Origin of the sequence: Streptomyces sp. NBC_00286 (assembly GCF_036173125.1) — a bacterium.
Taxonomy (GTDB): Bacteria; Actinomycetota; Actinomycetes; order Streptomycetales; family Streptomycetaceae; genus Streptomyces.
Genome location: NZ_CP108054.1, coordinates 7,115,719 through 7,128,231, shown reverse-complemented (window position 1 = coordinate 7,128,231; position 12,513 = coordinate 7,115,719). Strand labels below are relative to the sequence as shown.

At 69.7% G+C, this 12,513-nt stretch carries 13 protein-coding genes; 9 read left to right on the top strand and 4 right to left on the bottom strand.

What is annotated here, in order from left to right:
- Positions 1 to 169: 169 nt before the first annotated feature.
- The 3 genes from OHT21_RS32380 to OHT21_RS32370 form a co-directional block, all read right to left on the bottom strand.
- Positions 170 to 646, bottom strand: coding sequence for a hypothetical protein (locus tag OHT21_RS32380; RefSeq protein WP_328771812.1), 477 nt, complete (start codon positions 644 to 646; stop codon positions 170 to 172).
- A 1,060-nt stretch (positions 647 to 1,706) separates the two neighbouring features.
- On the bottom strand, positions 1,707 to 2,045 hold the full coding sequence (locus OHT21_RS32375) for a helix-turn-helix domain-containing protein (protein ID WP_079662454.1): 339 nt from the start codon (positions 2,043 to 2,045) through the stop codon (positions 1,707 to 1,709).
- Positions 2,042 to 2,419 carry a type II toxin-antitoxin system RelE/ParE family toxin gene (locus tag OHT21_RS32370; RefSeq protein WP_328771811.1) on the bottom strand — a complete coding sequence of 126 codons (378 nt, stop codon included), beginning with the start codon at positions 2,417 to 2,419 and terminating at the stop codon, positions 2,042 to 2,044. The genes OHT21_RS32375 and OHT21_RS32370 overlap by 4 nt, the downstream gene beginning before the upstream one ends.
- Before the next feature lie 251 nt (positions 2,420 to 2,670).
- Here OHT21_RS32370 and OHT21_RS32365 point away from each other — a divergent pair, with 251 nt between their 5' ends.
- The 9 genes from OHT21_RS32365 (at position 2,671) to OHT21_RS32325 (ending at position 11,568) form a co-directional block, all read left to right on the top strand.
- Positions 2,671 to 3,576 carry an NADP-dependent oxidoreductase gene (locus OHT21_RS32365; RefSeq protein WP_328771809.1) on the top strand — a complete coding sequence of 302 codons (906 nt, stop codon included), beginning with the start codon at positions 2,671 to 2,673 and terminating at the stop codon, positions 3,574 to 3,576.
- Positions 3,577 to 3,652: 76 nt separating this feature from the next.
- Positions 3,653 to 4,714 carry an alkene reductase gene (locus tag OHT21_RS32360; protein WP_328771808.1) on the top strand — a complete coding sequence of 354 codons (1,062 nt, stop codon included), beginning with the start codon at positions 3,653 to 3,655 and terminating at the stop codon, positions 4,712 to 4,714.
- 11 nt (positions 4,715 to 4,725) lie between these two features.
- Positions 4,726 to 5,205 (top strand): MarR family winged helix-turn-helix transcriptional regulator, encoded by a 480-nt coding sequence (locus OHT21_RS32355; RefSeq protein ID WP_328771807.1) that lies wholly within the window; start codon positions 4,726 to 4,728, stop codon positions 5,203 to 5,205.
- A 778-nt stretch (positions 5,206 to 5,983) separates the two neighbouring features.
- A complete protein-coding gene (locus OHT21_RS32350; RefSeq protein ID WP_328771806.1) occupies positions 5,984 to 6,190 on the top strand; it encodes a hypothetical protein in 207 nt (68 codons plus the stop codon).
- A 190-nt stretch (positions 6,191 to 6,380) separates the two neighbouring features.
- Positions 6,381 to 6,623, top strand: coding sequence for a hypothetical protein (locus tag OHT21_RS32345; RefSeq protein WP_328771805.1), 243 nt, complete (start codon positions 6,381 to 6,383; stop codon positions 6,621 to 6,623).
- Between the two features lie 123 nt (positions 6,624 to 6,746).
- On the top strand, positions 6,747 to 7,844 hold the full coding sequence (locus tag OHT21_RS32340; protein WP_328771804.1) for an alpha/beta hydrolase: 1,098 nt from the start codon (positions 6,747 to 6,749) through the stop codon (positions 7,842 to 7,844).
- Positions 7,841 to 9,607 (top strand): FAD-dependent oxidoreductase, encoded by a 1,767-nt coding sequence (locus OHT21_RS32335; RefSeq protein ID WP_328771803.1) that lies wholly within the window; start codon positions 7,841 to 7,843, stop codon positions 9,605 to 9,607. The genes OHT21_RS32340 and OHT21_RS32335 overlap by 4 nt, the downstream gene beginning before the upstream one ends.
- A 6-nt stretch (positions 9,608 to 9,613) precedes the next feature.
- Entirely contained in the window at positions 9,614 to 10,492 is an 879-nt protein-coding gene (locus tag OHT21_RS32330; protein WP_328771802.1) for an intradiol ring-cleavage dioxygenase, read from the top strand.
- 38 nt (positions 10,493 to 10,530) lie between these two features.
- The gene (locus OHT21_RS32325) at positions 10,531 to 11,568 is read left to right on the top strand and encodes a maleylacetate reductase (RefSeq protein WP_328774303.1); all 1,038 of its coding nucleotides are present in this window, start codon (positions 10,531 to 10,533) and stop codon (positions 11,566 to 11,568) included.
- A gap of 6 nt (positions 11,569 to 11,574) precedes the next feature.
- Here OHT21_RS32325 and OHT21_RS32320 read toward each other — a convergent pair whose 3' ends face one another.
- A complete protein-coding gene (locus OHT21_RS32320) occupies positions 11,575 to 12,504 on the bottom strand; it encodes a LysR family transcriptional regulator (RefSeq protein WP_328771801.1) in 930 nt (309 codons plus the stop codon).
- Positions 12,505 to 12,513: the final 9 nt, after the last annotated feature.

The following is a 12,513-nucleotide window of genomic DNA, read 5'->3' as shown; positions in this document are numbered from 1 at the left end:
CACTCCGCTTGCCGCGGAACGACGCCGACGGCATGTGGCCACGTTGTCGGCGCTCGCGGCGCTGCGTAGTAGTCGAAGCGGTTGATGCTGTGCGCGGCAACGCTATGGTGGTGCGCATTGATCGAAGGGCCTGTGAAGTCAGGGATCGCCGGGATGGCTCCGGGAATCGTCAGTTGTGCCCCGGGCCCGGCCGCTGAGGGTTTCCGATCGTCACGTCGCCCATTACGCCGGCAGCAGCCGACCCCCGATCGGCGCGGATGTCGACTGTTCCCTCAACGGCGAGCCCGCCATCACTGGCAGACGCCCCACCGAACGGCCGCTGCCCATACCCGACCAGCTCGTTGAGATGCCGAACCAACTCCGCACGGTCCTCGTCGTCGGCGTCCTCCAGGAGATCGAGAAAGCGAGTCTGCCAGGCAGCCACCACCCTCACACGGGCTTGTTCCCTTTCCTCAGGTCCGGCGCGCTCCAACTCGACGACGGACCCGTCGAGTCGTTCCAGGAGGACCCTCCGTTCCGCCCCATCTCCACGGCCGAAGATCCGGGCCACGCGTTGGCGCAAGCCCTGCCAGGCATCCGTGCCAGCTGCGGAGGCCACGGCGCCCCCGGCCGCTGACGCCAGCGCAACCAGCGTCTGATCCAGCATGCTGTCCCCCTCGAAGCACACCGTAGTCCGATAGACCCGCCACCGAGCGTACCGATGCACCGGGCGTCAGCCCAGACGTCATTCACCCGTTGCCGACACCCCCACCGCTGTTGGCCGGTCCACCGTCGAAAGGCCGTTTTCTGTTCGGGCCGTTTCTGGACGTTGGGCTCGCTCGCCAGGGGCGTGATCGCGGAGCGGACAGTGGCAATCACAGGACCCCGGCGCATCCGACCAACAATGACCGGGATCGCCAATCAGCGCAGCAGCCTGCAGCACCGCGCCGCACTCACCGCTGGTGGTGCCACGTCGGCTCCAGCATCCGCTGCACCCCGTGAACGCGCGGCACCCCGGCCGAACGCGCTGCGGACGACGGCCCACATCCAGTGAATGAGTAGTGCCCTGATCCTGGATCCCACTCACGCGACGCATCAGAGCCGTCTTGGTCCCTGTCTGGTCCCTGGATCTTGGCGTCGAGCCGCAGCGCCAGACGTCCCGGAGGCCGACAGTAACCTTCACGCCTACTCCACTGCAGGTCAGAGCCGTCAACCCGCTTCCGAACGGCACGGCTCCCACGAGAAACCGAACTCGCGAGCAGCGGATTCAATCCGTTCAGGCCGAGTTGGCGTTTCCGCCCGCAACAAGGAACGTTCCCGCAGGTCAGGACGCTACTAAGGTGGGGCGGGTGGGACTCGAACCCACGGCCGACGGATTATGAGTCCTTTGAGGATCTTGGCGGTCCTTGCCAATCTTCGGCGATTCAAGGCGTTTTTGCAGGTCAGGCGCGTGCATCTCTGTCCGCCCTGCACGGTCCTTGTCAGTTGTTTCCTGTCCTTGTGGTCCCTGCATGGTCCCTGCCACCCCCTGAGAGACCTGCTCGACACGGAATCCTGGATGTCGCTCCAGCTCAGCAGACGGGGTCGAACCTACGCGCAGCGGAGTCCCTTACCGACGCGACGATGCTCCGCCCCTGGTCCCGGGGCGGAGCATCGTTTTCCTACGTCAAGAGGCGAGCTTGCCCCCGGGACTGCGCATGAACCTGGGTCACAGCTTGCCGATCGGGTCAGCCGAGGACGTAGGTCTCATCGCCGAAGTCAGCGACGATCTTCAGCTTGCCGCCGAGCGCCTTGACGTAGGCAGCGAGGGTGTCGACCTCGCTGCGCTCCAGTTGCCCCTTCTCGATGCGTGAGACGCGGGCCTGGGTGACGCCCATGGCTTCGGCAACCTGGACCTGTGTGGTGTGCTGCCGCTTCCGCAACTCGGCGAGGCGGTGCACACGGGAGGCCAGGACCATCGCCTGCGCCCCCTTCTGGATCTGGTCCTTTTCGGCATCGGTGAAGGCGAAATCCTCGGCCAGGTCTCCCCAGGAGACGGCCTGCGGGTCCTTGAGGTGATCAGTCATCGTGCCCCGTCCTCTCCATCGATTCGCTTCAGATGCTCCGCGTACGCCTGCTCTGCTTGGGGCACCGCGACGCGGTACCAGCCGGACCAGTTGCCCGCCTTGTCACCGCCGACCAGGATCACGGCCTGGCGGTCCGGGTCGAACACGAACAGCAACCGCACTTCCGTGGCCCCTGCCGAGCCGGGCCGGAGCTCCTTGAGGTTCGGCAGCACTGATCCCTTGATCGTGTCCACCAGGGGCCGACCCAGCGCGGGTCCTTCCTCCTGAAGAGCAGTGACAGCCTGGCTGACCTGAATCAGCGTGTCGCGGTCAGTGCGACGCAGTCCGTGAAGCCACGAAAGAGCCGGCTCGACCACGACGATCTTCCAAGCCATGCACGCGTCCCCCATCTGCGATTATTACACTGCCAGCATACACCACTGGCGTCATAATTGGAGTGGCTACCGTTTTCGCAGTGCGGACGTGCCGCCGCTGATCCTGCACGACGCCGGCGACCGCATCCTGCCGCTCGACGCCGATGTCGCGCAGCCCGAGCGGAAGCAAATACTTGGCTGGCCACATGTTTGCTGCTACGTTAATTCTGTGGCCAGCCACCTAAGTGGGTGGTGGCACGAGAGGAGTCGTCATGAAAGCCATTCTTTTCGACCGTTTCGGAGGCACGGAAGTGCTGCACGAGGCGGACATCGAGGTCCCGCAGCCCGGCCCCGGGCAGATCCGCGTCCGCGTCAAGGCGGCCGGGCTGAACGCGCTGGACGGCAAGATCCGCTCCGGGGCGCTGGAGGCCGTGTTCCCGACGCCGCTCCCCTCCGTCCCCGGTCACGAGCTCGCCGGCGTGGTGGACGCCCTGGGTGAGGGCGTGCGGGACGTGCAGGTGGGCGACGAGGTGCTGGGCTGGTCGGACACCGGCTCGTACGCCCAGTACGCGCTGGCCACCATCGTGGCCCCCAAGCCCGCCGGCCTCGACTGGCAGCACGCGGTCGCGCTGCCGGTGGCGGGCGAGACGGCCGAGCGGGTCCTGAACCTGCTGGGCGTCGCCGCTGGGGAGACCGTGCTGATGCACGGCGCGGCCGGAGCGGTCGGCACCCTGGCGGTCCAGCTCGCCACGGCCCGCGGAGCGCGTGTCATCGGCACCGCCGGCCCCGCCAACCAGGACTACCTCGCCTCGCTCGGCGCCACCGCGACCCTCTACGGCCAGGGCCTGGTCGAGCGGGTCCGGGCGCTCGCCCCCGACGGCGTGGACGCGGTGTTCGACCTGGCCGGGAAGGGAGCCCTGGAGGACTCCATCACCCTGCGGGGTGGCACCGAGCGCATCGTCACCATCGCCGACTTCCGCGCGCAGCAGCTCGGCATCACCTTCGCCAGCGGTGGCCAGGAACGCTCGGCCGCCCGCCTGGCCGCCCTGGCCCAGGACGCCGCGACCGGCAAGGTCGTCACCACCGTCAACGCCTACCCGCTCGCCCGGGCCGCCACGGCCCAGCAGGTCAGCGACGCCGGGCATGTCCGAGGCAAGATCGTCCTCACCCTCGACTGATCACACCCGCCGCTCCTTCCGCCACGCCCCGCTTTCCCGATCACCACCTGTTCATCACCGCACCGAAGGACCACTCATGCTGAACTCCCTGTGGACACCGACCACCGTCGGTGCCATCTCCCTCCCGCACCGCCTGGTCATGGCCCCCATGACCCGTGACCGCTCCACACCTGAAGGCGTACCGACCGAGCTGAACGCCGAGTACTACGCCCAGCGGGCCTCGCACGCGCTCATCATCACCGAGGGAACCCAGCCCTCCACCGACGGACAGGGCTACCTCCTCACCCCCGGCATCCACAATGACGAGCAGATCGCCGGGTGGCGCAAGGTCACCGATGCCGTGCACGCGGCCGACGGCCGGATCGTCATCCAGCTGATGCACACCGGACGCATCTGCCACCCCGACAACACCCCCCACGGGCGCCGGCCGGTCGCCCCTTCGGCGATCCCGCCGGAGGGCATGATGTTCACCGCGTCCGGGCCCCAGGAGATGCCGACACCCCGTGCTCTGTCGACGCAGGAGGTCGCGGCGACCGTCGACGACTTCCGCCGCGCCGCAGCGGCTGCCGTCGCGGCAGGCGCCGACGGCGTGGAGATCCACGCCGCCAACGGCTACCTGGTGCACCAGTTCCTGTCCGACAACACCAACCAGCGCACCGACCGCTACGGCGGTTCCCTCGACAACCGCATCCGCTTCGCCGTCGAGGTAGCCGCTGCCGTGGCCGACGAAATCGGCGACGACCGCACCGGCCTGCGCATCTCCCCCGGCAACCCCTACAACGACATCGCCGAGTCCGACACCGCCGAGCTGTATCCGGCTCTCCTGCGCGCCCTCAGCCCGCTCGGCCTCGCCTACCTCCACGTGATGCACGCGGGCGACGAGGAGCTGCTGGGCACCCTGCGCGCGCTGTGGCCGACCACGCTGATCCTCAACCGGGCCGGCACCGACCTGCCCACCCGCGCCAAGGACATCGACCACGGCACGGCCGACCTCGTCTCCGTCGGCGCCCTCGCGCTCGCCAACCCTGACCTGGTCGAGCGGCTACGCTCTGACGCGCCGCTGAATACCCCCGACCCGGCGACCTTCTACGGCGGCGGAGTGGCCGGCTACACCGACTACCCCACCCACACCGTCTGAGGAACCGAACCATGCCCGCCCCCACACCCCGCACCCCCAGCACGGCCAGCGAGGGGCCGATGAGCTACGCGATCTACCAGCTCGCCCGCGCTCACCGCGCCCGCGCCGCCGCCATGCTCCGCGAGATGGACCTGCATCCCGGACAGGAACTGCTGCTGATGCACCTCCTCGACCGGGACGGCCAGACCCAGTCCGAGCTGCTCGAAAGCGTCGACGTGGACCACTCCACCATCTCCAAGGCACTTCGCCGCATGCAGGACGCCGGCCTGCTCATCCGCGAGCCTGCCGAACACGACCGGCGCGTCATGGTCGTCCACCTCACCGACAAGGGCCGTGCCATGCGCGAGCCCATCGCAGCCATGTGGCGGGCCCTGGAGGAGACCTCCGCGCTCAACCTGTCGGCGCAGCAGGCAGAGTCCTTCGTCCGCACCGCCTACACCATCGCCGACACGATCAACAGCCGCGCTGTTCCGCGGGAAGAGTCCGAGTAACTCCCTTCGGCTTGCACCCCGGTTCCGGCCTGGAGTGCGAATCGTTTCCGGCGTTCCTGCGAAGTGGACAGTGCTGCAGCACACTCGGCTCACAGCCGCGCAACCATCAAATGGGACAACCAATCGACCCCGAGACACCGTCGGCCTGGACACGTCTGCGCGGTCCCGGCCCCTGTACGGCCCCTGGGTCTTGGCATCGGCTCTCAAGGCAGTCGCCCGGACCGCGAGCGACACCCTCGATCATCTACTCAGCCGCAGGTCAGACGGGTTGGAGCTCCCCCGAACGCCGCCGGACTCCAAACCCACGAGCAGCGGATTCAGTCCGTTCAGGCAAAGTTGACGCTCCGACACCCAACAAGGAACGTTTCCGCAGGTCAGCAGCCTGCGCAGGTGGGGCGGGTGGGACTCGAACCCACGGCCGACGGATTATGAGTCCATTTAGGATCTTGGCGGCCCTTGCCGATCAGTGCCGATTCACGGCGTTCTTGCAGGTCAGGCCTGTGCACCTGTGTCGGCCTTGCGTGGTCCTCGTCGGTTGGTTCCTGTCCTTGCGGTCCCTTTGTGGTCCCTACCGCTCCTTGAGAGAGTCGCCCGATACGGAATCCTGGACGTCGCTCCAGCTCAGCCGACACGGTCGAACCTTGGCGCAGCGGATTCTCCTTCCAGCGCACAGTGCGGCGCGCCGGACGACGAAGGGGCTCGGGCGGGCTCGGGGCCAGGCGGGATCAGCCGTGTCGACACGGCTATCGCTGAGGCAGCCGAGCGGCAGAGCCGGGCGATGCGTGAGCTCAGCGCGCGGGCGTTCCCCGAGCTGGAGGCAGGCGGGGACGACCAGCCGTCCCCGATCGAGGCGGCCCGCGCCCAACGTCGTCGGGATGCCGAGGAAACCCGCCGCCTGGCACTGAAGCGGGCGCGGGGGGACCAGGCCCGGCGCAGTGGAGCTCCGACCGAACCGGTGACGCCGGACGTGCGCCATACGGCCTGACTCCCACCCGTCAAATGTGTGATCCATGCGCGAAACACGGCGTCCGGGGAGGTGACCAGGCCCTGCATGACCGGCATCAGCGGCTGGGCGGTTCCCGCGCGGCCTCCTCACCTCGCTCCACCCCCGCCCTACGGACTCACGGCCCGCGAGGTGCAGGCCGCGGCCGCAGCCCGAGCGGCCGTCTGATCACTTGACTGCCGGGCCTCAGCTTCAAGTACGGCCCGGCCAGCCGCCCGTCGTCGCCGAGTTCGTGGAGTCGTCCTTCGAGGTCGTACGCGCCAAGCGGTGGGTCGGCACCGGCAGCTTCCACGTGACCGGCCTCTCCGACCGCGACCCGCTGCACAAGCTGCCGGTCGTCGAGCAGCTGGAGGCCGCGCTCTACACCGACGCCCTGGTCACCCTCGCCCCCACGCGCACCCTCCCGCCGAAGTAGCCGCCCTCCGGGACGCTGATGAGCGCCATGCATCACGGCGTCCCCAACCGGCATTGGACCGCCCGGGAGCCGATCACCAATAGTGCTGGGCATGGGCGCAGACGCCGTGACGGAGGTTCACCGATGACCATCTCTCCCCCACCCGGAACCACCGAGCCGGCCCGTGCCGCCTCGCCGTTGACGATCAGCGAGCAAGGCGCGTTCTGGGTCGGTGTCGGGCGCAAGCCGACCGAGGCCGGGACCGCCGCCGAGGCCGCGATGTACGTCCAGTACCAGATCCCGGCCGATCTCCGGCATCCGCTGCCCGTGGTGATGGTCCACGGGGGCGGCGGCCAGGGCTCGGACTACCTGTCGACGCCTGACGGCCGCCCCGGCTGGGCCACCCGGTTCGTCGAGGCCGGTTACGCCGTGTACGTGGTCGACCGTCCGGGGCACGGGCGCTCCCCGTACCACCCCGATGTCCTCGGGCCCATCGAGGGCGCGGCGCCGACGTACGAGTTCATCCGCTGGCTGTTCTGCGACGGGGCGGGACGACCCGGCAGCCAGTGGCCCGGCAGCGGCGAGGTCGGCGACGACTGCGCGCTGGACCAGCTGATGGCGAGCCAGGGCCCGACGCTGCCCACCTTCGCCGAGAACGAGGAGCAGATGCGGCGCTGCGGGGCCGAGTTGCTGGACCGGATCGGACCGGCCGTGCTGATCACCCACTCCATGGGGGCGCCCTTCGGCTGGTTGGTCGCCGATGCACGGCCCGGGCTGGTGAAGGCCGTCGTCTCCATCGAGCCGATAGGACCCCCGTTCGTCGAACTGCCCGGCCTCGGAAAGCTGGAGTGGGGGCTCACCGCGGCCCCGATCACCTACGACCCGCCGGTGCGGACCCCGGAGGAACTGCGCACCCGGCTGCGCGAGGCCGGGGACGAGGGGCCGCAGGACTGCCTGGTCCAGGACGAACACGCCGGCCCCGTGCGGTCCCTGCCAGGGCTGCGGGGCTTCCCGATCGCCGTGGTCGCGGCCGACACCTCACCGTTCGCGGCGTTCCAGCACGGTGTCGCCGGCTACCTCGCCCAGGCCGGTGCGGACGTCGAGTTGCTGCGCCTGGCGGACCTGGGGCTCACGGGCAACGGTCACCTGCCCATGGGTGAGAAGAACTCCGACGACGTGGCCGAGGCACTGATGACCTGGCTGAACAAGCGACTGGCGGCAGTGGAGGAAACGTCCCGATGACAACCGTGCCGACCGTGCCGACCGTCGAGACCGAGGTGCTCATCGTGGGCAGCGGCCCCGCGGGAGCGAGCGCCGCACTGGCACTGAGCACCTATGGCGTGCCGAACGTCATGGTCACCCGCTACTCACGCCTCGCGGACACGCCCCGGGCGCACATCACCAACCAGCGCACCATGGAAGTGCTGCGTGACCTCGGTGTGGAAGAGGACGTGATCGCCCAGGCCACCCCGCAGCACCTGATGGGCAACACCGTCTTCTGCACCGCCCTCGCGGGCGAGGAGCTCGGCCGGCTGAGGTCCTGGGGCAACGAGCCGCTCGTGCAGGCCGCACACGAGCTGGCCAGCCCCACCCGGATGTGCGACATGCCGCAGCACCTCATGGAGCCGGTGCTCGTGAACGCGGCCATAGCACGCGGAAGCCAACTGCGGTTCGGCACCGAGTACCTGTCGCACGAGCAGGACGCCGACGGTGTGACCGCCACGGTCCGCGACCGGCTGCGCGGCGACACGTACACCATCCGCGCCAAGTACCTGATCGGCGCGGACGGCGGCCGCAGCAAGGTGGCCGAGGACGCCGGACTGCCGATGGGCGGCCAGATGGGCGTGGCCGGCAGCATCAACATCGTCTTCGACGCGGACCTCACCAAGTACGTGGCGCACCGCCCCGCCACCCTCTACTGGGTGCTGGCGCCCGGCGCGACCGTGGGCGGCATCGGCGCCGGCCTGGTGCGCTGCGTACGGACGTGGAACGAGTGGCTGATCGTGTGGGGCTACGACGTCGACGCCGGCCCGCCGGACCTCACCGAGGAGTACGCCCTGTCCGTCGTACGCAAGCTGATCGGCGACGACGAGATCCCGGTGACCATCAGGTCGTCCTCCGCGTGGACGGTCAACGAGATGTACGCCGAGACCTACTCGAACGGCCGGGTGTTCTGCGCGGGCGACGCCTGCCACCGTCACCCACCGTCCAACGGGCTGGGCTCCAACACCTCCACCCAGGACTCCTACAACCTGGCATGGAAGCTGAAGCTGGTCCTGGACGGCACCGCGTCCCCGTCCCTGCTGGACACCTACAGCGACGAGCGCGCGCCGGTCGGCAAGCAGGTCGTCACCCGGGCCAACCAGTCCATCGGTGAGACGGCACCCGTCTTCGAGGCGCTCGGCGGCCTGGCGCCGCAGACCCCCGAACAGCTGTGGCGGAACATCGCCGCCCGCAAGGACGCCACTACGGAGGCCGAGGAGCAGCGGGCGCGGCTGCGGGAGGCGATCGCCTTCAAGGCGTACGAGTTCAACGCCCACGGCGTGGACCTCAACCAGCGCTACGCCTCCGCCGCGATCGTCCCGGACGGCACACCGGACCCCGGCTTCGCACGCGACCCCGAGCTGCACTTCCAGCCGAGCACCCGCCCCGGCGCCAAGCTCCCGCACGCCTGGATCACCTCCGGCACCCGCAATCTGTCCACCCTGGACCTGGGCGGGAACGGCCGGTTCACCCTGATCACCGGCATCGGCGGCGAGCCCTGGACGGAGGCCGCCCGCATCCTCGGCAAAGAGTTCGGCCTGGAGATCGCCACGGCGGTCATCGGCCCCGGCCAGGAGTACGAGGATCCGTACGGGGACTGGGCCCGGCTGCGGGAGATCGGCGACTCGGGCGCACTGCTGGTACGGCCGGACAACCACGTGGCCTTTCGCCGCCAGGACGCCACCGGTGATGTCACGGCCGCACTGGGCGACGCGCTCCGGCAGATTCTCGGACGGGGCTGAGCGGCCATGGACTTCACCGCGAAGACCGCGAAGACCGCGACGACGACGGCGGTGCTGGAAAGCTTCGCCCACACCTCCGATCCCAGACTGCGCGAGGTGCTGACCTCCCTGACGCGTCACCTGCACGACTTCGTACGGGACATCGAGCCGACCCAGGCCGAGTGGGAGCGGGCGATCGACTTCCTCACCGCCACCGGGCACATGTGCGACGACACCCGGCAGGAGTTCATCCTGCTGTCGGACGTCCTGGGAGTGTCGATGCTCGTCGAGACGATCAACGACCACAAGGCGGCCGCCGCGACCGACTCCACGGTGCTCGGCCCGTTCCACATGACCGAGTCCCCGATCCGGGAACTCGGGGCCACCATCGACCTGGTCGGCGCCGGCGAGCCCTGCGTGATCAGCGGACGGGTCGTCTCCGTCGACGGCACCCCGCTGCCCGGTGCGACGCTGGACGTGTGGCAGGCCGACGACCAGGGCTTCTACGACGTCCAGCAGCCGGAGAAGCAGCCGCCGGGCAATGGGCGCGGGCTGTTCACGGCGGACGCGGAAGGACGGTTCTGGTTCCGCTCGTGCGTTCCCAGCCCGTATCCGATTCCGACGGACGGGCCTGTCGGCTCCCTGCTGGAGGCGACCGGCCGCCACCCCTACCGTCCCGCCCATGTCCACTTCATCGTGGGCGCCGAGGGGCACAGCCCGGTGACGACTCACATCTTCGTGGCAGGCAGCGACTATCTGGAGTCGGACGCCGTCTTCGCCGTGAAGGAGAGCCTGGTCGAGGAGTTCGCCGAGGTGGACTCCCCCGAGGAGGCCACAGAGCTGGGCCTGGCCAACCCCTTCCGCCGGGCTCGCTTCAACATCGTGCTGCAACCGGTGATCGTGTGAAGGACGAGGCCCTGGACTTCACCTACCAGGCACAGCCGATGCGCGTCGTCTTCCGATCGGGTGCCGTGCCGGGAGCGGTGCCCGACGAGGCCGCGCTTCTAGGACTGCGCCGCGTCCTCGTGCTGTGCGACGACCATAGCCTGGACACGGCCCGTGCCGTCGCCGCGTCTCTCGGCGACGCCTGCGCCGGGCTGTACGCGGGGGCGGTGACGCACGTCCCGGTGAAGGTCGCCGACCTGGCCGTCGAGGCGGCTCGCGAAGCCCGTGCCGACGGCTGCGTGGCGGTCGGCGGGGGTTCCGTGACCGGCCTGGCCAAGGCCGTCGCACTCAGGACCGGCGTGCCGATCGTCGCCGTCCCGACGACGTACGCCGGCTCGGAGATGACCCCCGTCTGGGGCCTGACCGAAGGCGCGGTCAAACGCACCGGGCGCGACCCGAAGGTGTTGCCGCGCAGCGTCGTGTACGACCCGCTGCTCACGCTCACCATGCCGCCCCTGGGGTCCGCGACGAGCGGCATGAACGCGATCGCCCACGCCGTCGAGGCTCTGTACGCCCCGGACACCACCCCGATCGTCGCGCTCATGGCGGAGGAGGGTGTACGGGCTCTGGTCGGCGCCCTCCCCGACATCGTGTCTGCCCCCACCGAGCCGTCCGCCCGCAGCCGCGCGCTGTACGGGGCGTGGCTGTGCGGTACCTGTCTCGGCGCGACCACCATGGGGCTGCACCACAAGCTCTGCCATGTGCTCGGCGGCACCTTCGACCTGCCGCACGCCGAGACGCACGCCGTCGTCCTGCCCCACGTGCTGGCGTTCAACGCCCCGGCGGCACCCGAGGCGCTTGCGGCACTGCGCCGGGCGCTCGATGTCCCGGACCCGGCACGGGAGTTGTACGAGTTGGGCGGGCGGCTGGGCATCCCTCGATCGCTCGCCGAGCTGGGTCTGACCGCCGCCGACGTGGACCGTGCGGTCGACCTCGCGCTCGGGGCACCGTACGCGAATCCCCGCCCGGCGTCCGCCGACGATCTGCGCGCCGTCCTGCACGCGGCATGGGCGGGCGAGCCGCCGTACGGCGGCTGACCGCTTCTACCGGGCGAGTTCGGCGTACGGAACGCCGCTCGCACGTCGGGCCACCCGGCGTGCGAGCTCGGCGAAGGCCGGGGCGGCGGGCGAGTGACCGGCCTCCGGAAAGGCGACGGCGGCCACCAAGTCGAGGGGCTCCTTCGGAGCGACGGTCTCCACTCCCGGGTGCGAGAACATCCGGGCGCCCGACAGCGGCATCAGTCCCACCATGTGCTGGTAGGCGATCTTCAAGGACATGTCCAGGACCGAGCGGGCGTGGGAACCGACCGTCGGGGCGTCGTCGTCCCCGTTTCGTCCGCCCACCCAGAAGTCGAAGCCCGGCTCGGGGGTGACCCAGGGCTGGTCGAAGACCTCGGTCACGTCAACCGCGGCTGCCGAGGCCAGCGGATGCCCCTTCCACAGCGCGACGGAAGCGGGCTCGGTGAAGATCGGTACTCGTGTCAGGCCCGGCATGTCGACGTTCAGGCACAACAGCGCCACGTCGTACTCGCCGGCCAGCAGCGGGGCGAGCCCCTGGTGGAAGTCCGCTTCGTGTACCCGGATCGTGACGCTGGGATACCGCTCGCAGAACGCCTCGATGACCGGATGAGTGAGTTCGGCCAGACCCACGCCGTAGAACGCGACCCGCACCTCGTCCCGTTGCCTGGCCCGGATGGCGCCCGCGGCGGCGGAGAGCCGCTCGGCGTCGGCCAGCACCTCGCCCGCCCGTTCGAGCAGTTCCGCACCGTCGGCGGTGAGCGCCACATGCCGTTTGTCGCGGTCGAACAGCCGGACGCCCAGCTCACGCTCCAGGGAGGCGATCGAGCGCGTCAGCGCGGGCTGGGTGAGGTGCAGCCGCTCGGCGGCGACCCTGTAATTCAGGGTCTCGGCGAGCGCCGAGAAATGGCGCAGGCTCCGGAGTTCCACTCCGCCCTCCAGAAACTCAAGGTCCACGGCGTTGTG